Annotated in this window: 19 protein-coding genes and 2 pseudogenes; 13 read left to right on the forward strand and 8 right to left on the reverse strand. The window is 72.8% G+C overall.

Annotated elements, in window-relative coordinates; genetic code table 11:
- Positions 1 to 71 precede the first annotated feature (71 nt).
- Positions 72 to 1,949 (reverse strand): DNA/RNA helicase domain-containing protein, encoded by a 1,878-nt coding sequence (locus tag ACF1BH_RS05850; RefSeq protein WP_391641161.1) that lies wholly within the window; start codon positions 1,947 to 1,949, stop codon positions 72 to 74.
- Between the two features lie 700 nt (positions 1,950 to 2,649).
- Here ACF1BH_RS05850 and ACF1BH_RS05855 point away from each other — a divergent pair.
- From ACF1BH_RS05855 to ACF1BH_RS05880, 6 genes and pseudogenes are all read left to right on the forward strand, one after another.
- Complete coding sequence (locus ACF1BH_RS05855; RefSeq protein ID WP_391641162.1) at positions 2,650 to 3,501, forward strand: DUF1259 domain-containing protein; 852 nt, start codon at positions 2,650 to 2,652, stop codon at positions 3,499 to 3,501.
- A gap of 400 nt (positions 3,502 to 3,901) precedes the next feature.
- Positions 3,902 to 5,107, forward strand: a complete 1,206-nt coding sequence (locus ACF1BH_RS05860; RefSeq protein ID WP_391641163.1) for a cytochrome P450 — start codon at positions 3,902 to 3,904, stop codon at positions 5,105 to 5,107.
- A gap of 669 nt (positions 5,108 to 5,776) precedes the next feature.
- Complete coding sequence (locus tag ACF1BH_RS05865) at positions 5,777 to 6,838, forward strand: type III polyketide synthase (protein WP_391641164.1); 1,062 nt, start codon at positions 5,777 to 5,779, stop codon at positions 6,836 to 6,838.
- A gap of 549 nt (positions 6,839 to 7,387) precedes the next feature.
- Positions 7,388 to 8,635, forward strand: a complete 1,248-nt coding sequence (locus ACF1BH_RS05870) for an MFS transporter (protein ID WP_391641165.1) — start codon at positions 7,388 to 7,390, stop codon at positions 8,633 to 8,635.
- Between the two features lie 36 nt (positions 8,636 to 8,671).
- A pseudogene (locus ACF1BH_RS05875) lies at positions 8,672 to 8,839 on the forward strand (TetR family transcriptional regulator); the annotation flags it as partial.
- Between the two features lie 384 nt (positions 8,840 to 9,223).
- Positions 9,224 to 9,876: pseudogene (locus ACF1BH_RS05880) on the forward strand (cytochrome P450); the annotation flags it as partial.
- Here the strand turns inward: ACF1BH_RS05880 and ACF1BH_RS05885 are convergent.
- Complete coding sequence (locus ACF1BH_RS05885) at positions 9,866 to 10,366, reverse strand: NUDIX hydrolase (RefSeq protein WP_391641166.1); 501 nt, start codon at positions 10,364 to 10,366, stop codon at positions 9,866 to 9,868. The pseudogene ACF1BH_RS05880 and the gene ACF1BH_RS05885 sit on opposite strands and share 11 nt — an antisense overlap.
- 162 nt (positions 10,367 to 10,528) lie before the next feature.
- The gene (locus ACF1BH_RS05890) at positions 10,529 to 12,190 is read right to left on the reverse strand and encodes an ABC-F family ATP-binding cassette domain-containing protein (protein WP_391641167.1); all 1,662 of its coding nucleotides are present in this window, start codon (positions 12,188 to 12,190) and stop codon (positions 10,529 to 10,531) included.
- Between the two features lie 480 nt (positions 12,191 to 12,670).
- Between ACF1BH_RS05890 and ACF1BH_RS05895 the strand changes: the two genes are divergently transcribed.
- Positions 12,671 to 13,183 carry a DinB family protein gene (locus tag ACF1BH_RS05895; RefSeq protein ID WP_391641168.1) on the forward strand — a complete coding sequence of 171 codons (513 nt, stop codon included), beginning with the start codon at positions 12,671 to 12,673 and terminating at the stop codon, positions 13,181 to 13,183.
- Between the two features lie 108 nt (positions 13,184 to 13,291).
- Here ACF1BH_RS05895 and ACF1BH_RS05900 read toward each other — a convergent pair whose 3' ends face one another.
- Together ACF1BH_RS05900 and ACF1BH_RS05905 are read right to left on the reverse strand one after the other, a co-directional pair.
- Positions 13,292 to 13,510: a ferredoxin gene (locus ACF1BH_RS05900; RefSeq protein WP_391641169.1), complete on the reverse strand. Its 219-nt coding sequence runs from the start codon at positions 13,508 to 13,510 to the stop codon at positions 13,292 to 13,294.
- Between the two features lie 4 nt (positions 13,511 to 13,514).
- A complete protein-coding gene (locus ACF1BH_RS05905; RefSeq protein WP_391641170.1) occupies positions 13,515 to 14,705 on the reverse strand; it encodes a cytochrome P450 in 1,191 nt (396 codons plus the stop codon).
- A gap of 111 nt (positions 14,706 to 14,816) precedes the next feature.
- Between ACF1BH_RS05905 and ACF1BH_RS05910 the strand changes: the two genes are divergently transcribed.
- The 3 genes from ACF1BH_RS05910 to ACF1BH_RS05920 all read left to right on the forward strand — a co-directional run bounded on the left by ACF1BH_RS05910 (position 14,817) and on the right by ACF1BH_RS05920 (position 17,606).
- On the forward strand, positions 14,817 to 15,443 hold the full coding sequence (locus ACF1BH_RS05910) for a TetR family transcriptional regulator (RefSeq protein ID WP_391641171.1): 627 nt from the start codon (positions 14,817 to 14,819) through the stop codon (positions 15,441 to 15,443).
- Positions 15,444 to 15,578: 135 nt separating this feature from the next.
- Positions 15,579 to 16,979, forward strand: coding sequence for a tetratricopeptide repeat protein (locus ACF1BH_RS05915; RefSeq protein WP_391641172.1), 1,401 nt, complete (start codon positions 15,579 to 15,581; stop codon positions 16,977 to 16,979).
- Between the two features lie 69 nt (positions 16,980 to 17,048).
- Positions 17,049 to 17,606, forward strand: coding sequence for a GNAT family N-acetyltransferase (locus ACF1BH_RS05920; RefSeq protein ID WP_391641173.1), 558 nt, complete (start codon positions 17,049 to 17,051; stop codon positions 17,604 to 17,606).
- Positions 17,607 to 17,630: 24 nt separating this feature from the next.
- Here ACF1BH_RS05920 and ACF1BH_RS05925 read toward each other — a convergent pair whose 3' ends face one another.
- The gene (locus ACF1BH_RS05925; protein WP_391641174.1) at positions 17,631 to 18,167 is read right to left on the reverse strand and encodes a hypothetical protein; all 537 of its coding nucleotides are present in this window, start codon (positions 18,165 to 18,167) and stop codon (positions 17,631 to 17,633) included.
- A gap of 152 nt (positions 18,168 to 18,319) precedes the next feature.
- Between ACF1BH_RS05925 and ACF1BH_RS05930 the strand changes: the two genes are divergently transcribed.
- Complete coding sequence (locus tag ACF1BH_RS05930) at positions 18,320 to 18,553, forward strand: DUF6296 family protein (protein ID WP_345085308.1); 234 nt, start codon at positions 18,320 to 18,322, stop codon at positions 18,551 to 18,553.
- Between the two features lie 70 nt (positions 18,554 to 18,623).
- Here ACF1BH_RS05930 and ACF1BH_RS05935 read toward each other — a convergent pair whose 3' ends face one another.
- Both ACF1BH_RS05935 and ACF1BH_RS05940 read right to left on the reverse strand, forming a co-directional pair.
- A complete protein-coding gene (locus tag ACF1BH_RS05935) occupies positions 18,624 to 18,947 on the reverse strand; it encodes a putative quinol monooxygenase (RefSeq protein WP_391641175.1) in 324 nt (107 codons plus the stop codon).
- Between the two features lie 69 nt (positions 18,948 to 19,016).
- On the reverse strand, positions 19,017 to 19,787 hold the full coding sequence (locus ACF1BH_RS05940; protein ID WP_391641176.1) for a GNAT family N-acetyltransferase: 771 nt from the start codon (positions 19,785 to 19,787) through the stop codon (positions 19,017 to 19,019).
- Between the two features lie 448 nt (positions 19,788 to 20,235).
- Between ACF1BH_RS05940 and ACF1BH_RS05945 the strand changes: the two genes are divergently transcribed.
- Both ACF1BH_RS05945 and ACF1BH_RS05950 read left to right on the forward strand, forming a co-directional pair.
- A complete protein-coding gene (locus ACF1BH_RS05945) occupies positions 20,236 to 21,090 on the forward strand; it encodes an alpha/beta fold hydrolase (protein ID WP_391641177.1) in 855 nt (284 codons plus the stop codon).
- A gap of 414 nt (positions 21,091 to 21,504) precedes the next feature.
- Positions 21,505 to 22,488 carry an ABC transporter permease gene (locus tag ACF1BH_RS05950; RefSeq protein ID WP_391641178.1) on the forward strand — a complete coding sequence of 328 codons (984 nt, stop codon included), beginning with the start codon at positions 21,505 to 21,507 and terminating at the stop codon, positions 22,486 to 22,488.
- The last annotated feature ends 1 nt before the right edge of the window (position 22,489 follow it).

Below are 22,489 nucleotides of genomic sequence, written 5' to 3' on the forward strand. Positions count from 1 at the left end.
TTCAGAGTCGGTCACACGGCAGACGGAGCACACCGGGAGGCGCCGTCGGTGAAGGGCGTGGAACGGAGTCGCTACGCCCCGCCGGACGGTGGAATCAAGGACCGGAGCTTCTCGCGGGTTTCCTGATCGGTGGAGTAGATGACCGTCCCGATCATTCCCCGGGTCAGCAGGACCTTGTAGGTGTTGCGGACGAGGCGGTCGATGTCGGTGTCCGGGGTCGCTCTGGTGAACGCGGGGTCCTTGGAAGCGGTCCGGTCGATCACCCAGCGGTCGGTCCGCCAGACGAGGTCGGGGCCCATGATCACGCCGGACCAGTCGTATTCGAAGCCCTGCGCGGTGTACACGCACCCGACCTGCCCGAAGCCTGCGGGGTCGGTGGCCCAGAGCGACGCCGGCGGGGCACCCAGCAGGGAACGGTCCCCGAAGAGGTTCCACGGTCGCGCCCAGTCGCCGATGACGACATCGGAGGGCAGGGCGGTCATGTCCGGCGTGATCTTCTTCGTCCACCTCCAGCAGTAGCCGGCCGACATCCGCGCGCTGTAGCCCTGATCCCGCCGGGCATTCAGGAAGCCCTCGAGTTCCTGCGGACTGTTCGCGGTCAGCAACTGCACTTTGCCGTCCGGCTCCCACTCGATGGCGCTGTCGCCCTCCAGCCCCAGCAGGCTGGTCACCCACCGCAGATATGCGTCGCTGCCGCCACACCGGAACTGACCGTCCAACTCCACGACTGTGCAGTGCAACCCTTGCGCGGCTGCTGCACGGCGGATCTGGTCCACCGTCCCCATCTCACCCGGACGCACCACTTGGTGCTGATCGAGGAGGAAAACGGGAACACGGGCAGCGTCGATCAACTCGGCCACCTGTGGTCGGCCGGTGCGCAGTTCCGCCTTGGTGTAACGGTTGGCAGAGGTCTTGCGGAGCCGGTGTGCCTCGTCGCAGAGCAGTACGTCGAGATCGTTGGGCTCGGCTGCCATGAAACTGTTGAAGTAGCGGAAAAGCCGCTGGACTTCTGTTTTCCGGGACCCGGCCACCTTGCGCATGGTCTTGGTGAACGACTGCGAGCCGGTGGCGTGCAGAGCCGGAACACCTCGCCGGTACAGCTCACCGAGGAGGGAGAGGGCGATCACGCTCTTTCCGGATCCCGGACCGCCGGCCACCACGACCACCTGCTTGTGGTTGGACCGCCGGGCCGCCCCGACCGCCGACATCACGGTCTCGTAGGCCAACCGCTGCTCGTCCAGCAACACGAACTGCTCGCGGCTGCGGACTTCTTCGGCGGCGACATCCAGCAATTGCCGGGAAGGCCGTACTTTGCCCTGCAGCAGCTCATCCGCTGCCGTGGCACCGGGCTTGGGCGCCAGTTTCGCGCGCAAGTAGTCCAGAAACGCGCCACGCTGCTCTCCGGTGAACATCCGACCCCTTTGGTCCTCTGCGACCTGGCGCAGCCCGGACACCCCGAATTCGGTGGCGTTGTGCAGAAAAGCCACCCCGGAGACAGATTCCGGGCTCTGCTCCAGGGCGCCGTTGAATGACACCAGGTAGTCGCAGTAGCCACGCACTTGTTCGATCGGATTGAGGACCGGAGCCGGATATGCGTCAATGCGGCATTGCAGGGGGTCGCTTTCCTCCGGGTGTGCCTCGCTCCACTGCTTGAGTTCCACGACCACGTAGGAAGGGCCGCCGGTGGCCGGGTGTACGCCGGCCAATATCACGTCCGCGCGCTTGCTGGTCAGGGGCAGACCGTACTCCAGCAGCATTTCCACGTCGCCGAGACCGGCTTCGATCAGTGAGTTGACGAGTACGGGGATGCTGCGGTTCCAGGAGCGGATCTCCGAGGGCCGGGGGCGGTGGCCGTGCCTGTGGACGAAGTTCTCGGCCAGGAGTTCCGCCAGCCGTCCTTCGACGTGGGTGCGGCGGGCCAGTGACGCCACGGACTCACGGAACAGCAAGAGTTTGCCCCCAGGCAGCACGAAGTGGCTCGTGCGGGTGGGGGCATGTCCTTCTGGTCCACGAGTGCGGAGCGGAAGCCCGTCGGGCCGCTGAGATGGTGGCGCCAATTCTAGGGCAGGGCGGGGTAGGCGCCAGGATCGGGCTGCGAGGCGGCTCGTAAGGCGCCGGCGAGGCTCATCCGGCACATTCCACCGCAGGCCCGTGGGTCTTGTGTTACCGGGCGCCAGGCGCCGGAAATCCCTTTCCCGTGACTCCGAGGTGATGACTCGTGGAGAGGGCGGCTATGGCGGTCCCCGGAATGGCGCTTTCCGCCTGCGCGACATCTTGGTGGGTCGGGCTCCCGGTGAAGGCGGCCGTGTAAATCCTCGCCGGCCGGTTGCGCGGGGCGTGGCACCTTCGCTGCGCCTCGGCTCCCGAGTCCGTACTCCCCGCCCACCGGCCTCGCCCGCTCCGCCTGGGACACCCCACAACCAATGCCCGCTTTCCTCCACTACGCCATGATTTCATCCCGTCATGAAAGGCGATGAAGTGAGGGCTGGAGACCGTGCGTACGACGCCTGTCCGCGGGCGTCCACCTCGCGGCGGCGGTTGTTGGCCGCGGTGGTGGCGGCGCCGGTGGCCGTCGGGACGGGGGCCGGAGCTGCTTCCGCGCGGGGCGGCGGGATGGCGGGTGGGGCGGGGCGGCGGGGGATCGAGCCGGTGCCGACCGGTGAGGCGGACTGGGCCGGCGTGGGGCGGGCGCTGGGGCGGGGCGGGAACATGCTGCGGGGCGCGATCTATCACACGGGCTTTCCGCGGCGCGATCTGAGCGTGATCTCCGACGGGGTTCTCGTACGGCCGGGGCTTGCGCTCGGGGCGCATGTGTCGTTCGTCCGGTACGTCGACGGAAGCGCGATGGCGATGGGCGACGTGGTGGTCACCGAGGAGGAGATGCAGCGGGCGATCGACGCATGGCAGGCACACGGGATCGCGTTGACCGCGCTCCACAAGCATCTGCTCGCCCAGTACCCGGACATCTGGTGGGTCCATCTGCACGGGCACGGCCGGGACGCGGAGGCGCTCGCCCGCGGGCTGCGCGCCGGGTTCGACCGGACCGGTACCCCACCGCCGGCGCCGCCGGGGCCGTCGCTCCCCATGGATCTGGACATCGCGGGGATCGAGGAGGCGCTGGGTACCGAGGGGACCGTCGAGGAGGGGGTTTTCAAGTGTCTGTTCGTCCGCCGGGAGACGGTGCGCAGCGGTCCGCTGGTGCTGCCCGCCGGGCTCGGGTCGACCTGCGCGTTCCTCTTCCAGCCGGTGGGCGGCGGCCGGGCGGCGCTCGCCGGTGACTTCGCCATGGCGGCGGACGAGGTCCAGGACGTCCTGGAGGTGCTGCGCCGCGGCGGGATCCGCCTCGTCGAACTGCACAACCATCACCTGGACGAATCGCCCCGGCTGTTCTTCACCCACTTCTGGGCCGTGGCGGACGCCGTCGGGCTCGCCCGGACCCTGCGCCGCGCGGTGGACGCGGCCCGGGTGGAGGCCCCGGTGGGGGAGGTCCCGGCCGGTTGAGGGGGCCCCGTCCGGGCCCGTTCGGCGCGCGATCTCCAGGGCCCGGCGGCCGGGGCGGTGGGCGTGCGGTGCGCCGAGCGGCACGCGATACATGGAGCAAACGGATCAATCGCCCGGATGCGGCGCGTGTGCCGGCAGGTGATCGGGTACCTAGGTCCTGTCGTCCACGCCGGAACCGGTCCACGGGGTTCGGCAGGCGAGGTGCGGTACGCCCGTGCGCGGTGCCGTCGTCGGTCGTCGGCGCGCCGTGTCGCTCATCCCGCCGCGCCTCGTGGTCGCCGACCGGAACCCGTGGAGCCGCCCGACGGGTGAACGACGCCACGCAGACGGCCTCCCGAGGGGCGCGTCCGTCCCCTTCGGTGCCCGTCTCATCCGTCCGATCCCGTACCTGGAGCTTCGTATGGACCCCGTGCCTCCCACGCGGAACTGCCCCTTCGACTATGCCGAGGCCCTCGAATTCGACCCGCAGCTCAGAGCGCTGCAGAACGAGGGGCCCGTCTCCCGCATCCAGCTGCCCTATGGGGAGGGGGAGGCGTGGCTGGTCACCGGCTACGACGACGTGCGTACCGTCACCACCGACCGGCGGTTCAGCCGCCGGGCGGTGGTCGGCCGGGACTTCCCGCGGATGACGCCGGAGCCCATCGTCCAGGACGAGGCCATCAACGTGATGGACCCGCCCGGCAGCAGCCGGCTGCGCAGCCTGATCTCGAAGGGGTTCGCGCCGCGCCACATGGAGCGGATGCGGGTCCGTACGCAGCATGTCGTCGACGAGCTGCTGGACCGGATGGAGGAGCACGGCGCGCCCGCCGACCTCTTCGAGCACCTCGCGGCGCCGCTGCCGCTGACCACCATCTGCGAGGTCCTCGACATCCCCGAGGGGGACCGCGCGCAGCTGCGCAAGCACGCCCGGACGATGATGAACGTCACCGTCGAGAACAAGGAAGCGGCCATCCGCTCCAAGGCCGATCTGCGGGCCTATTTCGCGAAACTGACCGCGCAGCGGCGGGCGAACCCGGGCGACGACCTGATCAGCGTGCTGGCCACCGCCCGCGACGGGGACGAGCTGCTCAACGACGACGAGCTGACCGTGATGGCGATGGTCCTGCTCATCACGGGCCAGGACACCACCACCTACCAGCTCGGGAACATCTCCTACGCCCTCCTGACGCGGCCCGACGAGATGGCGATGCTCCGGGACAACCCGGAGAAGTTCCCGCAGGCGCTGGAGGAGCTGCTGCGCTTCATCCCCTTCCGCAAGGGCGTCGGCATTCCCCGCGTCGCCGTCGAGGACGTGGAGCTGAGCGGCGTGCGGATCCGCAAGGGCGACATCGTGCACGTGTCGTACCTGACGGCCAACCGGGACGGGCGGAAGTTCGACCGCCCGGACGAGCTGGATTTGGAGCGCAACGGGCCGTCCCACATGACCTTCGGCTGGGGCGGCCACCACTGTCTCGGCGCGCCGCTCGCCGCCACCGAGCTGGAGGTGGCGCTCTCCACGCTCATGAGGCGCTTCCCGGCGCTGAAGCTGGCGGTGCCCGCCGAAGAGGTGCAGTGGAACAAGAACTCCATCTGGCGCTATCCGCTCACCCTGCCCGTCACCTGGTGAGCGGGGCGTGAGCGGCGGCCCGCCGGGGTGGCGGGCCGCACCGCCCGTCCGCAGCGGCGCCCTTCCTCCGGGCCGGACGGGCGCCGCCCTGCCGGGGGCGGCCCCGGAGGGTGCGTCCTTGCGGCCCGCCGCCGGGCCGGGAGCCGGAACGTCACGGTGAGCCGTGTGGTGCGGCCGGGCCACAGGATGCCCGGCCGCACCGCTGTGCGCACCCCGGGCGCCGCCGAACGGGAACCGGCCCCGGAACGCCGCCCCACCGCACCGCACCCGCGACCGCACCCGGCGGAGCAGCTCCCCGCCCCGCCTCCCGGGTGCTCGGGGCGATGCGTCAGGACCCGCGGCACGGCGCCGCGAACCGTGCTCTGCCCGTGCGGGACGGGCCCCGTAGGCCGACATGCGGGCGTCACCTGGCTGCCGTAACGTAATGCCGAGGGCCAACCACGGTGTGGCGCACCACCATCTGCCCATACGGCGAGAATGCGGTCTTTCGACGGTCGGCCCGTCAGCGCCCTTTCCGGGGACGCACGACGCGGCGCCGCGCAACGCCGGCGGCCCGCCGAGCGCCCTGCCGCGCATACGCTGCCGCAGCGCCGGCCATCGGCCGGCGACCACCCCGCGTCCCCCCGCTGGGCTCAGCCGTGTGGAGCACCGTCCGCTAGGAGGAGATCCATGGCGGTTCTCTGCAAACCGGCCATCGCAGTACCCGAGCATGTCATCACCAATGAGGAAACACTCGAACTCGCGGAACGGTTGCATGCCGACCATCCGCAACTCGGCCTGGTCCTCCGGCTGATCGAACACACCGGAGTACGCAAGCGGCATCTCATCCAGCCGATCGAGGAGACGCTCCGCCACCCGGGCATGGACGCCCGCAGCATCGTGTACGAGGAGCAGACCAAGGAACGGGTGCCCGCCGTGGTGCGGCGCGCGCTCGACCACGCCCAACTGGAGCCGCAGCAGATCGACTTGATCATCTACGTCTCCTGCACCGGCTTCATGATGCCGCCGGCCACCTCCTGGCTGATCAACGCCATGGGGTTCCGGCCGGAGACGCGGCAGCTGCCGATCGCCCAACTCGGCTGCGCCGCGGGCGGAGCGGCCGTCAACAGGGCCCACGACTTCTGCACGGCCTACCCCGACGCCAACGTCCTCATCGTCGCCTGCGAGTTCTGCTCGCTGTGCTACCAGCCCACCGACCTGGGCGTCGGATCGCTGCTGTCCAACGGGCTGTTCGGCGACGGCATCGCCGCGGCCGTCCTGCGGGGCGAGGGCGGTACCGGCATCCGCCTGGAGCGCAACAGCTCGTACATCATCCCCAACACCGAGGAGTGGATCTCGTACGCGGTCAAGTCCACCGGGTTCCACTTCCAGCTGGACAAGCGGGTGCCGGGCACGATGGAGCCGCTCGCCCCGGCGCTGTGCACCGCCGCCGAGGAGAACGACTGGAACGCCGGGAAGATGGACTTCTACATCATCCACGCCGGTGGTCCCCGGATCCTCGACGACCTCAGCTACTTCCTCGACGTACCGCCCGGTGCGTTCCGCTTCAGCCGGGCCACGCTCACCGAGTACGGCAACATCGCCAGCGCCGTGGTGCTGGACGCCATGGCCCGGCTCTTCGACGAGGGGTCCGCCCTCGAAGGGGACCGCGGGCTGATGGCCGGGTTCGGGCCGGGTATCACCGCCGAGATCTCCCTCGGCACCTGGGCCGCGGAGTCCGACACGGCGTGAGGAACCGGGCGTTCGCGGGCGGGCGCGCCCCAGTGGCCCGCGGGCGGTGCGTCGCTGCCGTCGCACCGTCCGCGGGCCACCGGCGGGCCCGTGTCGCGCCCGCCGTCCCCCGGTGGCGCGCCGCGCGGCGCTGACCGTCGTCAACCCGGTGGCGGCGGCGAGGTACCGCCCCGGGGCGTAGGGCTTCGCCAGCGGCCACTCCCGTGCGGCCGGCGTTCCTCTCCGGTCACCCATGCTTCCCGCGCATCCGTCATGACGAGCGGTAATTTACGCTCCCCTTTCGCGCTCGGTAGGGTGATGCGGGAAGCGGGTTCCGGAATTCGGGAAGGGGAGGGATTCCTCCTTCCGGGGTCTGTCTTTCCGGAAATTCCTGGGCGTCTTTCGCTCTCCCTTCCATAAGGAATTTCCGCACCCGTAATTCCTGTCCTTACCATCCTTCCTGTCCTTCCTGTCCTTCTCGTTCTTCCCGTTCCTCCCTTTACTTCCCGTGGTGTCCCCGGCAGGTGACTGCGGGACCCGTACCCCTCCTCACCAGGCCAGGAGAGTGGCGTGAGCCGGACGACAGCAGTGCCCGAGCGGGACGGCGCCGAGGCTTCACGGCCCGCCGGGATGGGGACGGCGGCGGGGGTGGCCCTCGTCACCGTGCTCACCTCGATGCCGCTTTTCCTCGTCGGCGCCACCAGCACGTTGATCAATCGTGAACGGGGCTGGGATGCGGGCGATACGGGGCTGTTGCTGGCCGCGTACTGGTTCGCCTCGCTGCTCGGCGCGTTTCTGAGCCGCAAGGTCGAGGTGCCGGTCTCGGCGGAGACCACGGTGGGCGTGGCGAGTTGTGCGACGGCGGCGGGGCTGGCGCTCGGCGCCTGGGCGGGCGGCGCCGGGCTGGCGGCCGGGACGGCGATCGGCGGCCTTGTCTACGGCTACAGCCAGCCGCACACCAACTCCCTGCTGATGCGGCGCTGCGCACGCCGCGTCCAGGGCTTCGCGTTCGGGCTGAAGCAGGCGGCCGTGCCCATGGCGACCCTGCTGGGCAGCGTCGCGGTTCCGGCGCTCGCCGTGCCGTACGGCTGGCGCGCGGTGTTCGTGTCCGCCGCCGTGGTCTGCGCGCTGTACGGCGTCCTCGGACTGTGTCTGCGGCGCGGTGGGCGGGGCGCCGCCCCGGCCCGCGCCGCCGCGCCGCCGCTGCGGCTCAACTCCCAGCTGGTGGGGCTGGCGGTGGCCGGTCTGTGCGGCGCCATGGTCGGGAACTCCCTGGGCGGGTTCCTGATCGCTTCGGGGACGCACGGAGGGCTGGCGCTCTCCACGGCCGGGTTCCTGGCCGCCGCCGGTTCCGTCGTGAACATCGCCGTCCGGCTCGCGGCGGGCGTCGTGGTGGACCGGGGCCGCTACGCCCCGCGAGCCCTGCTCTGGCAGCTGTTCGCCGCCGGCGCCCTCGGTACGTCGCTGCTCGCCCTGGACGGCGGCGTCGCCGTCACCGTCGCCGGGGCGCTGCTCGCCTTCGGCGGCGGCTGGGGCTGGGCCGGGCTGCTGCACTACGTGGCGGGCGTCTCCTTCCCGGCCGCGGCGGCGCGGGCCACCGCCGTCACACAGATGGGCGTCTCACTGGGCGGGGCCTGCGGGCCGATGCTCTTCGGATGGCTCGTCACCCGTGCGGGGTTCGGCCCGGCGTGGCTGGTGCTCACCGCCGTGGGCGCGGTGGCCGCGCTGCTCGTCCTCACCCTCGGGCGCCGTGCGGCACGGTCCGCCGACGGCACGGCCTCCGGGGCGACGGAGCGCGAATTCAAGTCAGTTGCTTGATTTGAGCGGCGCCGATCGGATTGCCTGACCGGGCTCGAACGGGGAGCGAGGGCACGGCAGTTGATCGTGCACACCTGCGCCGAACGGGAACGCGCCCTCGCCGACCACACCGCCACCGCGCGCAGCAGTTGGCACACCACGGCCACCGGGCTGATCGACGCCATCGCCGGCCTGTGGACCGCACCGGTGACACCGACCGGCTGACATCCCCCGGGGCGCTCCGGCGGTGACCTCCCCGGGGAGACCCGGTCCGCCCGGCGAGTTCCCGGGGCGGACCGCCCGCCGGATGCACCTCCGGGGTGACCGATCCGGCCGCCGGCCCGTGGGGGCGCCGGGCCCACCGGTCCGCCCGCCCTCCCGTACACCCGACGCCCCACCCCGCACCGCCGATACGTACCACACCGGAGCCGGCCGCCGGCCCGTCCGGGCGGGCCGACGAGGAGCGAGACATGACCGGTACCGCAGCGCCGCACGGCACGACCCCGGGCCAGGTCCCCGCCTTCCCGATGGACCGGGCGGCCGGATGCCCCCTCGACCCGCCGCCGGGCTGCGGGAGGCGCAGCGGCAGGGGCCGCTCACCCGGGTCCGGCTGCCGCCCACGCCCACCTGACGGGCTACCTCGACGGACTGCTCGCCCGGAAAACCGCCGGCCCCGCCGACCTGCTGTCCGGGCTGGTCGGCGGGGCGAAGCGGGGGAGCTGACCCGGGAGCAGGCCGCCGAGACGGGCGTTCTGCTGCTCCTCGCCGGGCAAGAGACCACCGCCAACATGATCGCGCTGGGCACCCTCGCCCTGCGGGAGAACCCCGACCAGCTCGCCCTGGTGCGCGACACCGACGACCCGAAGGCCGTCGCCTCGGCCGTGGAGGAGCTGCTGCGGTACCTCACCATCACCCGCAGCGGGCGCCGCCGCGCCGTCCTGGAGGACATCGAGATCGCCGGACAGACCCTCCGGGCGGGCGAGGGCGTCGTCCTCGCCAACGACCTCGCCAACCGCGACCCGGACGTCTTCCCCGACCCCGACCGGCTCGACCTCGCCCGCGACTCCCGCCGCCACCTCGCCTTCGGCTTCGGCGTGCACCAGTGCCTCGGCCAGACCCTGGCCCGTATCGCGCTGCAGGTCGTCCACAGCACCCTCCACCGGCGCGTCCCCACCCTGCGCCTGGCCGCCGACCGCGACGACCTCTCGTTCAAGCACGACGGTTCGGTGTACGGGGTGCACGCGCCGCCGGTCACCTGGTGAGGCGGACGGCGCCGGGGCGGCGCGGTGCCACGGGGCCGCTCAGGGGCGGTCGGACACCGGTCGGCCGCAGCATCGCCGGCGTCAGCGCGTCGACGGCCGCGGGGCTCAGCCGTGCCTCGTCGAGACCGGACAGCGGGTGCCAGGCCACGTCCGCGGTGCTGCCGCCGCTCTCCCGGACCCGCAACGGGCCCGGCAGCAGCGTGACGGTGTGGAAGAGGCCCACGAGGTGCCAGTCGATGCCGTGCCGCCGCGCCGTGTAGGTGCGCGCACCGATCAGGCGGGCGTCGCGCACGGTGCCGCCGGTCTCCTCGTACACCTCCCGCGTCAGGGCCTCGGCCGGCTGCTCACCCGGGTCGATGCCGCCGCCCGGCAGATGCCAGAGCCCCGGTGCGAAGACCGGCGAGGCGGCCGAGAGCCGGGTGAGCAGCAGTTTCCCGTCGGCGATGATCACGGCGTACGCCGAGACACGGGTGCGAGGGGCGGTGTCCAATACGGCCTCCGGAGGTGCGGGGCGCGACCGGCGGCGGCCGCGCGGGACGGGGCGTGCGGGGCAGGGACGGGCGCCGGGCGGGCGCACGGCGCCGGAGGGGCGCACGCCCGCCGGGCCGCGCCCCTCCGCCGGGCGGCTCGCCGCCCCACGCCACCGGCACCCTTACACGGGCTCCGGCGTGTCCAACAGGGCCCGCACCTCCTCCACCGTGGTCTCCTCCAGCGTCTCGCCGACGAAGAGCCAGCGGGTGATGCCGACGGACTCCAGGAACGGCAGATCGTGCCCGGCGATCACCAGCGCGCCCTGGTAGGACGCGAGCGCGGCGGTCAGCTGCCGCACCCCGGACAGATCCAGGTTGTTGGTCGGCTCGTCCAGCATCAGCAGCTGCGGTGCGGGTGCGGCGAGCATCGTCGCGGCGAGCGCGGCCCGGAACCGCTCACCGCCGGACAACGTGCCCACCAGCGCCTCCGCCCGGGCCCCCTTGAACAGGAACCGCGCCAGCTGCGACCGCAGCGCGTTGTCGGTGACGCCGGGCGCCGTACGGGCCGCGTTCCGCGCCACGCTCAGGGTGTCGTCCAGGATGTCCAGGCGCTGCGGCAGGAAACGCAGCGGGACGAACGTCCGCGCCTCACCGGACAACGGCTCCACCTGCCCGGCCAGGGTGCGCAGCAGCGTCGTCTTCCCGGCGCCGTTCCGGCCGATCAGCGCGATGCGCTCCGGTCCGCGCACCTCCAGATCGCCCTCCCGCAGCAGGCCGTGGCGCGGCCGCAGCGACGTCAGACGGAGCACCGTGCGGCCCGCGGGCACCGCCGTGTGCGGCAGGTCCACCCTGATCTCGGCGTCGTCCCGGATCGCGTCCGCGGCCTCCTCGCGCCGCTCCCGCGCCTCCTGGAGGCGGTCCTCGTGGATGCCGCGGACCCGGTCGGCGGACTCCTGGGCGGAGCGCTTGCGTTCCCCGGCGACGATGCGCGGGGCGCGCCGCTGGGCGTCCAGTTTGGCGCTCTGCCGACGCCGCCGGGCCGCCTTGACGCGGCTCTCCTCCAGCTCCCGCTGCTGCCTGCGGACATCCGCCTCGGCGGTGCGCAACGTCCGCGCCGCCGCGTCCTGCTGGGCGTCGACGGCCTCCCGGTAGGTGGACCAGCCGCCGCCGTACCAGGTCACGGCGGTGGAACGCAGTTCGGCGATCCTGTCCATCCGCTCCAGCAGCTCCCGGTCGTGGCTGACCACGATCAGCGCGCCGGAGCGCCAGGAGGCGACGGCCTCGTGGAGCCGCCGCCGCGCGAACACATCGAGGTTGTTGGTCGGCTCGTCCAGCAGCAGCACGTCGGGGCGGTCCAGCAGCAGCGCGGCCAGCCGCAGCAGGACGGTCTCACCGCCGGACATCTCACCGACCGTACGGTCGAGATCGAGCGAGCCGAGCCCCAGGGAGCCCAGCATCGCCAGGGCGCGCTCCTCGATGTCCCAGTCGTCGCCGAGCGTGGTGAAGTGCGCCTCGTCGGTGTCGCCGGACTCGATGGCGCGCAGCGCGGCCCGCCGGTCGGCGATCCCGAGGGCGGCCTCGACCCGCAGACCGGTGTCGAGGGTGAGGTTCTGCGGCAGGTACCCGAGGGTGCCGGTGACGCTCACCGTGCCCTCGGCGGGGCGCAGTTGACCGGCCAGCAGCCGCAGCAGCGTGGACTTCCCGGTGCCGTTGTCGCCGACGAGGCCGGTGCGGCCCCGGCCGATGACGAAGGAGAGCCGGTCGAGGACGGTACTGCCGTCGGGCCAGTGGAACGTCACGCCGGAGCAGGTCACCGAGGCTTGCGGAGCGGGGGGTCGGGACATGGTTTTCTCGCAGTCTGCACGCAGGAACGGGGGCGTCGTAGGCGAGCACCACGCGGCGACCGGCCGGGGAGGGAGGGGTGCGGTCCTGGCAAAGGGAGGACGCTTCATGCACCGAGGTCGCATCCGCGCGAGGTCACGGGCGGCAGAGTGCCGACACGGCGTGACAGGCGTACGGCAGGGCCGTACCGCGCGATGGTCGCAGACCTCAGATGCGCAACGTCCACCTCTATCGGAGACAACAGGACCCGTGCACGGTACCTCAGCCCGGAGCGGGCCGCACCGGGATTTATCGGCGGGCGGGCGGTGAGGGCCGGACGGGCAGCTCGGTGCGGGCGCGGTCGGCTCGGTGCGGGTGCTGGTGCGGTCGGCCGCGTGCGCCCGGGGCGCCGGGGGCCTGCCGCGGCAGCCCGCGCCCGCCCTCGCCGCCACCGCTGTCCACAGCCCCCGCGCGTTGTCAGACCCCCGTGCCACGATGCGGGCATGAGCACTTCCGAACGCGTCACCCCTCCGATGGACGCCGATGAGCGGACGTCCCTGGCCAGCTGGCTCGACTTCTACCGCGCCACCCTCGTCGGCAAGTGCGCGGGGCTCGGCGAGGAGCAGCTGCGCACCGCCTCCGCGCCGCCCTCGCCGCTCACCCTCGTCGGCCTCGTCCGGCATCTGGCGGAGGTCGAGCGGCACTGGTTCCGCCGCGTCCTCGCCGGGGAGGACGTCCCCGATCTGTTCCCCGACGCGGCCGGTGCCGACGGGATGAGCGGCGGATTCGACGGCGCCGGTCAGGCGTCGTACGAGGACGCGCTGGAGCTGTGGCGTGCCGAGGTGGAGCACGCCCGGCGCGCCTGCGCCGACCGCTCCCTGGACGACACCGGCTCCCTGGGTGAGGCCCGTGTCACCCTCCGCTGGATACACACCCACCTGATCGCGGAGTACGCCCGCCACTGCGGCCACGCCGACCTCATCCGCGAGCGGATCGACGGCCGGACGGGCGTCTGACGGGCGCCCGGCACGGCGTCGGCGCGGCGTTCGGGGGCGCGGTCGCCCGGTGCACCTCCGAGGGCCGGAGGTGCACCGGGACCGCCGCCCCGGGCCGGGGCGACCCGGTCAGTCCCGGGGCGCGATCACCCGGCCGTTCTCCCGGACGGTGATCGCCATCGCCGGACACATGTCCGCGGCGTCCAGGACCAGCTCGTCGTCCCCGTCGATCTCCTCGCGTACCGGCCGGGAGCGGGGGCCGTCGAGAACGAAGAGCTCGGGGGCGGTTCCGGCGCAGATGCCGGAGCCGATGCAGCGCAGCGGGTCCACCTCCACCTGTCGGCTCATCGGCTCACCACCCCACCGGCAGCACGCGCGGCCCGCGCACCAGCATCTCGGTCTTCCACTGCACATCGCCCGCGACATGCAGCCCCGGGAAGCGGGTGATCAGCGCACCCAGCGCCTCCTGGAGCTCCAGCCGGGCCAGCGGCGCGCCCAGACAGTGGTGGACGCCGTGGCCGAAACCGAGGTGTTGGTTGCCCGTCCGGGTGAAGTCCAGGGTGCCGGGGGAGGAGAAGCGGAGCGCGTCGCGGTTGGCGGCGCCCACCGCGACCAGCACCGGCGTACCGGCCCGCACCAGCGTGCCGCCGACCTCGATGTCCTCGGTGGCGTACCGCGGCTGGCCCGCGCCGCTGCCCAGCGGGACGAACCGCAGCAGCTCCTCCACCGCACCGGCCATCAGCTCCGGGTGTTCCCGCAGCCGGGCCAGCTCCTCGGGGTGGTCGAGCAGGGTGAGGACGAAATTGGGGATCTGCGTCGCGGTCGTCTCGTGCCCGGCGACGAGGATGCCGATGCAGAGATCGACCAGCTCCAGCTCGGAGAGGCGGTCCCCGGCGTCCCGCGCGTCGATGAGCGCCGTCATCAGGTCGTCCTGCGGATGCCTGCGGTGCTCCTCGATCAACTTCCCCATGTAGGCGCGGAGTTCCTCGCGGTTGGCGTCGAACTCCGCCGCCGTCAGCGAACTGGTCGACAGCGCCGCATCGCTCCAGGCGCGGAACTTCGGCCGGTCCTCGACGGGCACGCCCAGCATCCGGCAGATGACCGCGACCGGAATCGGCAACGCATAGCGGTCCACCAGGTCGGCGGGCGGGCCCGCGTCCTCCAGCTCGTCGAGCAACTGGCCGGTCAACTCCTTGACCTGTGGCCGGAGTTTCTCCACCTGGCGGACGGTGAACGCCTTCGCCACCAGTGAGCGCAGCCGGGTGTGCTCGGGTGGGTCCATGCTCAGGATGCCGCTGTTGCGACTGCCCTCGGACTGCCGCGGCTCGTCGCGCTCGATCCCCAGCGCGCGACTGAAGCGCTGGTCACCGAGGACGAAGCGGGCTTCGGCGTACCGCGTCACCAGCCAGGCGGGTTCCCCGTAGGCCATGCGGACCTGCAACAGGCCGGGGCGGTTGCGGGCCTCGTCGTACGCCTCGGAGAGGGACAGGTTGTCAGCGGTGTTGAAGGGATAGGAGAGGGGTGCTGTTTCAGCTGTGGTCACGGTGACCTCCCTTGTGTAAGCACCTGCTTACAAACGTTAGGGCGCCGGTCCGCGGACGGTCAACGACCGGTTACGGCCGTTATCCTGACGGGCCGTCCGGAAAGGAGCACCATGGCGAACTCCGCCGACGTACCGGCCGGTTCACCCCGGAGAAGAGACGCCCGGGCCACCCGCCGCAGGCTGCTGGAGGCCGCCGCCGATCTGTTCGCCGAGCGCGGTTACGACGCCGCGACCGTGCGGGACATCGCGGACCGGGCCGGCGCCAACCAGGCGTTGCTGTTCCGGTATTTCGGCTCGAAAAGCGCCTTGCTGACGGAGGTGATGGCGCACAACGGCCAGGAGCAGCTGCGGGCCACACCCCCGGAGAAGCTGTTCGAGACGACGCTGCGCGGCATGCTCACCCATCACGGCAAGGAGCCCCACGACCGTTCCCTCGCGGTGTATCTGCGCTCCCTCGGCGGCGCCGAGGACGGCTCGGAGACGGTGAAGGCGCTGGGGGAGCAGTACGTCGACGTGCTGGCCACGCTCTCCGGCGCCGAGGACGCGGCGCTGCGTGCCGACCTCGCCATGGCGTGGTTGCTGGGCATCGGCATCATGCGCGTCGTCGTCGGCCGTGAACCCCTCGCGAGCGCCGACCCGGACGCGGTCTGCGGACTGGTCCTGGGCCTCCTCGGACAGCTGCTGGACGGGATGCCGGCGCCGGGGGGCGGGACGCCGCCGGAGCCTGAGGGGCGGTGACGGCGGAACGGGCGCCCCACGGGGGCCGCCGCGCCGTGCGTCCAGCAGCCTTTCCAGGAAGGTGCGTTCGCGGGATGGACTGTCACCGGTGCGCCCTAACCTGGAGGTGGACCGGCGGAGCATCAGGGGGCGGGAATGGGCGACGGAGGATCTTTCCGGGCCGAGGCGCGTGACGGCGGGCGCGTCCACCAGGCGGGCCGGGACCTGCACATCACCTACGCCGGTCCGGGCCCCGGGGCGGAGGAGCCGGAGGACGCGAGGGACACCGGAGCGCCGCCGGAACCCGGGGAACTGCTGGCCCGGTTCGCCGAGGCGCCGCTGCCCGTGCACGTCCTCGCCCCGCAGGCGCTGGCCGCCGTGCCGCTGCCGGACCCCGGACCCGGGCCCGAGGCCGTGGCCGAGGCGGTCGCTGCGCTCGCCGTGGAGGCGGTGCCCGCGGCCGCACCGATGGCGCCGCGGGGCACGGCGCACGCCCCGGTCCGCTGTCTGCGCCCGCCCGTCGCCCGGCCCGGCGGCCCGGCGCGGCCCGCGCTCGACGCCTGGGCCGCCGCGCTCCTGGACCGCGCCCTCCTGCGCAGCGCCGACGACGCCGAACTCCCGCTGTGCGCACCGCACGTCCGCACCCTCCTGTGGCGCTCCGGGGCCACCGGGTCCGCACCGGTCGTCGCGGCGGCCCGGCGCCTGCGGGACGGCTACGAGCGGTGCGGTGCGTACGAGGCGGCGCTGCCGTTCGCCGAGCGGATCGCGGCCTGCCCGGCGGGCGCCGGCCTCACCGACGCGCTGGCCCTCGGCCGTCTCCGGGTGCGTTGCGGCGACCACGCCGAGGCCGAGGCGGTGCTGCGGCCGGTGCTGGCCCGCGCGGACGCGGCGGTGACCGCCCGCGGTCTGACCCTGGCCGGAAACACCGGTCCGTCCCTGGGCGAACTGCTGCGGGAGAACGCCGAGGGACCCTTCACCGGCAAGCTCTCCACCGTCGACGGCGATGCGCTGGTGCAGGCCGCCGATGTGCTGACCGTGCTCGCCGAGGCGCTGCACGGGCGGCGCCGGTACGCGGAGAGCGAGCGGTTGCTGCACTCCGCCACCGGGCTGTACTGGCGGGTCCTGGGCGCCGCCCACCCGGCGCGGATCCTCACCCAGCTCCACCGCGCCCGCTCGCGCGCCCGCCAGCGCCTGTGGACCGAGGCGCTGTCCCTGCTCCACGACGCCCTGACCTTCCGTGACGCCGAGGCCCTGGCGCGCGATCACCCCCGCGCGGCCGCACTCATCCGCCTCACCCACGCCGAACTCGCCGACGAGGCGATACGCGGCCTGGCCGAGGACGGCCCCGGCCGCACCCGCGCCGTGGGCATGTTCCCCGCCCCCGTCGTCCGCTTCCTCGACGCCACCGTCAGCAGACCCCCGAAGCCCACCCCCGCCGACGCCGACCGCCTGGCCACGGAGGCCACCGCGGCCTGCGAGCAGGCGTACGGCCCCTGGCATCCACGCACCCGCGCGGCCCGCGAGCTGCTGGCGCGCCGGGAGGGCCCGGACGGGTAGGAGGCTCTGCCGTCCCGGTTCGGCCGACGAAGGGCTGGGCCCGTTTGCCGCGCCGTGGTCGGATACGGGATGACTTCCTTCTGGACCGGACAGCGGGTACGGCTGCGCGGCATCGAGCCCGGCGATTGGGCCGCGTTCCGGCGCTTCGCCGCCGACGAGGAACGGACGGGCGACGTGCTGCGTCCGCCGCGCTCCGCCGGGAGCTTCCGCGTGTGGGCGCGGGAGCAGGCCGTCGCCACCGGGGACGACGACTGCTTCCGGCTGGTGATCGAGGCCCTGGACACGGGGGAGGCGGTCGGCGCCGTCGGCGCGTCGTACGCCGATCCGCATGCGGGACGGTTCGAGTACGGCATCACGCTGGAGGCCGGTCACCGGCGCAAGGGGTATGCGCGGGAGGCGGCGGTGCTGTTGCTGCGTTTCTTCTTCGCCGAGCGGCGCCACCACAAGTGCGAGGTGCGGATCTTCGCGGACAACGCGGCGTCCCTGGCGCTTCACCGCGGGCTCGGTTTCGTCGAGGAGGGACGCCTCCGGGACCACGTCTTCCTCGGCGGACGGCATCAGGATCTCGTCCTGATGGGCCTGCTCGCCGGTGAATTCGACCGGCTGCACCCGGCGGGCGGGGCGTGATCCCTGCCGTCCGGGCCTGCCGGTTCACTCCCGCTGGTGCGCCGTCCGCGCCGCGTCCACGAAGCGTTCCAGGCACTGCCAGAAGGGGGCGTAGGCGGCGTCCAGACGGTCGCGGCCGGTGGGGTCGCCGGCGAGTTCGGCGGTGACGCCGGTGTAGAAGGGGCCGGTCGCCTTCTGGAGGGCGAGGGCCGCGGCGGCGGCCTCGGGCGGGCCCTCCAGCTCGACGATGCGGGCGCAGCGGCGGATGCGGGCGTACTCCGCGATCTCGCGGTCGTGCAGTGCGCGGAGGGTTTCGAGGCGCTCGGGGGAGTCGGGGCGGCGCAGGAGGGCGGAGGTCTCCCAGTACAGCTCGCCCATGCGGTGGGCCTGCTCGATGAGGTCGAGGTAGGCGGTGCGGCGGCTCTCGCGCAGCCGCTCGGCGCGTTGCGTACGGGCGGCGGTCTCCGCCTGGATGGTCGCGGCGCGGGCGCTGCCGCGGCCGGTCACCCAGCTCGCGAGAACCGCGGTGCCGCCGGTCACCACGGCGATGGCCAAGGTCCACAGTGTGCTGTTGTCCCCCATGTGGCGCCACGATACCGAGACGGGGGCGCGCCCCGGGGCGCCGGTCCGGTGCCCCCCCCGGGGTGGGGCGGAGCCGTCCCGTCGGGCGCCGCGGCACCGGGTGCGAGACCATGGAAGTCCCAGACGCATCGCGCATCGCCGAAGAGGCAGCCATGGAGTACCCGGAAGCGTTTGAGCTGGTGTTCCAGTCGTCGGCGGTCGCCGACGACGTGGTGGTCGTCCGGCGCACCGCGGCCGCCGGAGCGGGCGGATTCCCCGTCTACGAGGACGAGACGGGTATCGTCCGCGCCGAGATCAGCGACCGCGGTGAGGTCCGGATGCTGGCCAGCGGCGGGCACCAGGAGCTCGGCGTACCGGTCCTGGCCCGTGCCCTGAAACCGTTCTGACCCGGACGCCGTACGGATTGCGGCCCGCCCAGCGGGGTCCCCCGTACGGCGGCCGTGACACGGCCGGCGGTCAGTCGATGACCAGCTCGCCCATGGCGCTCCAGCCGGTGGCGCCCTCGATCGCGGTGCTCACGATCTCGGGGGTGTGCCGCAGCATCGGGCGCATGGTCTCCAGACCGGCGCGGAAGTGGTCGGAGGTGACGTGGGCCTCGGCGGCGTCGTCCTGGAACGCCTCGACGAGGGTGTAGGACAGCGGGTCCTCGACGCTGCGGGACCACTCGAACCAGAGGTTGCCGGGCTCGGCGCGCGTCGCCTCGGTGAACGCGGCCACGTGCTGCGGCCACTCCTCGGCGTATTCGGGCTTCACCGGAAATTTCACAACAATAAAGATCATTCGCTGATTCTAGGTCATCTCCGGCGGGCGGGATCAGCGGGTCCGGCCCGCCGGAGCTGCGTCGGCGGATCAGGCGGCCAGCGGCGGCGCGGGCGCGATCCGCGCCGTCACGCAGGGGTCGCCGGTGCGGTAGCCGAGGCGGTCGTAGAGCCGCTCGGCGGGGGCGTTGCCGCCGAGCTGCCACAGGGTGCAGACGCCGTCGCCGCGGACCGCGTGCCGGGTCAGCCAGGAGGTGAGCGCGGCGCCCAGGCCCTCACCGCGGCGGGCCGCGTCGGTGGCGACCGAGACCATCAGCGGTGCGCCGCTGTCCCGCAGCCTGCTCAGCGCCCCGCACGCCACCAGCTGCCCGGCGTCGTCGCGGATACCGGCCCAGAGGCGGACGTCGGCGGAGCCGGGGCCGGTGGAGTGGGCGGGGCTGTGCTCGGCGAGAAAGGCGCGCAGCTCGTCGTGGTGGGTGGCGTCCAGCGCCTGGACCCGGTCCTCCGCGGCGTGCGGGGGTGGCTCCTGTTCCGTCCAGCGGAAGACCCACTCGACGGCGTCGGTCACCGGGAGGTGCCGGCCGACCAGCACGTCGGAGCCGCGCGGCACGGTGAACTCCCGTACCCGGTCGGGCAGCCCGTGCGCGGCGCGCAGCACGAGTCCGGCGGCGGCGTCCGGGTCCCCGACGCTCATCACCTGTCCGCGGTCGAGCCAGGCCGCGGCGCCGGTGCCGCTCCAGCTGATCCGGTCGGCCGGCCGCCGCCGCGCGACGCCGAAGCGCAGCAGAGCGGTACCGGCCTGCGACTCCAGACCCTGACCGAGCGGGTCCGTGGTGCGGGGAGCGGGTGTCGTTGCCTGCATAGCTCTCTCGGGTACGTGGGAAGACGGTGTCCCCGGGGGCCCCGGGCGCGCGCGGGCGCGACCGGAGAGGGCCGGGGTGGAAAGTTGGGGGGTCCGGTGGCGGCAGCGCATACGCGCGCCCGGCCGACCGGACGTCCACTGTTGCACACCGACCCGGCCCCGGCGCAACTCCGCGCGGCCACATGATCGCCTCGCCTTCGCAGGGCGGGCCGCGCCCCGGCCACGGAAGTACAGGCGGGCGGTGGCGACAGGCATGGGATGGGGGTGCGGAACAGTCGCCGTCCGACGGCCCGTGCGCGGTGCCGGGGGCGGGCCGCACCGGGCCGGTACCCGGCTCGCCGTCCCGCCCCCCGCACCGCCACCGTGACCGAAGCGCATCCCGTATGTCGCCTGTCGCCGTGATCGGAATTTCGCTTGTCGTCGTGATCGGATCGTTGGACGCTGAGGCATGCGATCTCTTCCGACCTTCGTCCTCGTCCACGGGGCGTTCGCCACCTCCTTCTCCTTCGCGCCGCTCCAGGCCGAACTCGGCCTTCTCGGGCACCGTTCCGTCGCGGTCGACCTGCCGGGGCACGGCTTCGAGGCGACCTTCCCCGCCGCGTACCAGGCACCGCAGGACCTCGACGCGCTCGCCGCGGAGCCGGGCGGCATCAAGGACGTCACCCTCGCCGACGCCGTCGCCCGCGTCATCGGCGTCCTGGAGCGGGCGAAGCGGCACGGCCCGACCGTGCTCGTCGGCCACAGCCGCGGCGGCATCACCCTCACCGCGGTCGCCAACGCCCGCCCCGACCTCGTCGACCGCCTCGTCTACGTCTCCGCGTGGTGCCCGGTGGACCTCGACGTCGCCGGGTACTACGGCGAGCCGGAGATGGCGGACGTCGATCCGCGCGCCATGGCGACGGCGCTGGTCGGTGATCCGGCGGAACTCGGTCTGCTCCGCTGCAATTTCCGTACCGCGGACCCGGAGGCGCTCGCCGCGCTGCGGCAGACCATCGGCGCCGACCTCACCGACGACGAATTCCGCACCTTCCTGAACACCTTCCAGCCCGACGACAATCTCGACGCCGGAACCACCGCCGACTGCGCGCAGGAAGCGACCTGGGGCCGCATTCCCAAGTCCTATGTGCGGCTGGCCGAGGACCTCGCCATTCCGCTCGGTATGCAGGACCGGATGATCCGCGAAGGCGACGCCCTCGCGCCCGGTAACCCCTTCGACGTCCATACGCTCCCGGGAAGTCATCTGCGCTGGCTCGTCCACCCGGAGCCCGCCGCCGAAATCCTCGCGGGTCTCGCCGCGGGCTGACGTTCCGCCCTGGTGACCGGCGGGGCGGGAGGGAGCCGCGCCGCCGGTTTTCCGTGGCGCGCGATCCCGGCGGGGTATTTCCCGAGCAGAACCCCTTACGCGTAACGGAGTTACTCCGCGGGGAAAGGACGCATTGGCCGGGGAGCGGGTGGAGCGGCGTACCTTCCCGTCCGGTCGAAATCCGCACGAGGCGCACCGCGTGCACATTCCGGGAATGCCGTTGATTGCTACAGCGGCATGTCGTTCTCATGGCGGCCCCATGCCATCCCTGGCGCCGCTGAAGGGGCGCGGACAAGACTGACGTTCGCACGTTTGTGCAAGTCGTTCATGTCCCGTTTCCCGGAAAGCTCCACGGCTCATGCAGAAATCCCGCAGACCCGGCGCCCCCGCGGCCCGCCCCAGGAGGTGGCGCGCGTGCTGCGCCATGTGACGCGTAAGGCCGCGGGCTGGCTGATGATGATCGTGGTCGCCACCAACGCCACCTATTTCCTGGCGAGTTGGTTCCTCGACCCGCGCGCCAACTTCCGGGACCTGCGGCCGGTCCGCACCGAGGAACAGATCGACCGGGCGCTCGCGCCCTACAACCTGGACCCGCAGGTGCCGCTGGTGCACCGGTGGTGGGACTGGCTGACCTCCGTCGTCCTCCACTTCGACTGGGGGACGTCCCCCACGGGCGTCGCCGTCAACGGCGAGATCGGCCACCGCGCCCTGGTCAGCGCCGAACTGGTCGCCCTCGCCACCGTCCTGTCCGTCCTGCTCGGCGTCGCGCTGGGCGTTCACACCGCATCGCGCCAGTACGGCTGGGCCGACCGCGTCTCCCAGGTGGTCTCCGTCGTGGTGCTGAACATCCCGACGTCCGTCGCCGCCCTCGCCGTGGTCTCCGTCGCCATCTGGCTCAACGAACACGCCGGGCTGCACTTCCTCTACGTCGCCGGGGAGAGCTCCCCGAACACCGAGGGGCTGCTCCCCACGATCGGCGACCGCCTCCTCCATCTGATCCTGCCGACCCTGACGCTGACCCTGATGGGATACGTCGGCCACCACCTGACCCAGCGGTCGCTGCTGCTCGACACGCTCCACGCCGACTACGTCCGCACCGCCCGCGCCACCGGGCTCACCCGCGCCCAGGCGATCCGCCGGCACGCGCTGCGCACCGCGCTGATCCCGACGGCGACCTCCGTGGCGTTCAGCATCCCGGCGCTCTTCACCGGCGCCGTCATCACCGAGACGATCTTCGGCTGGAACGGCATGGGCCGCTACTTCCTCCAGACCATCGCCAAGAACGATGTGCACGGCACCGTCGCCACCGCCGCCTTCGCCGCGGCCCTCACCGCGGTCGGCGCGATCCTCGCGGACATCGCCACCGTCTTCCTCGACCCGAGAGTCCGGGTGAGCTGAG

Source organism: Streptomyces sp. NPDC014733, assembly GCF_043083385.1.
Taxonomy (GTDB): domain Bacteria; phylum Actinomycetota; class Actinomycetes; order Streptomycetales; family Streptomycetaceae; genus Streptomyces.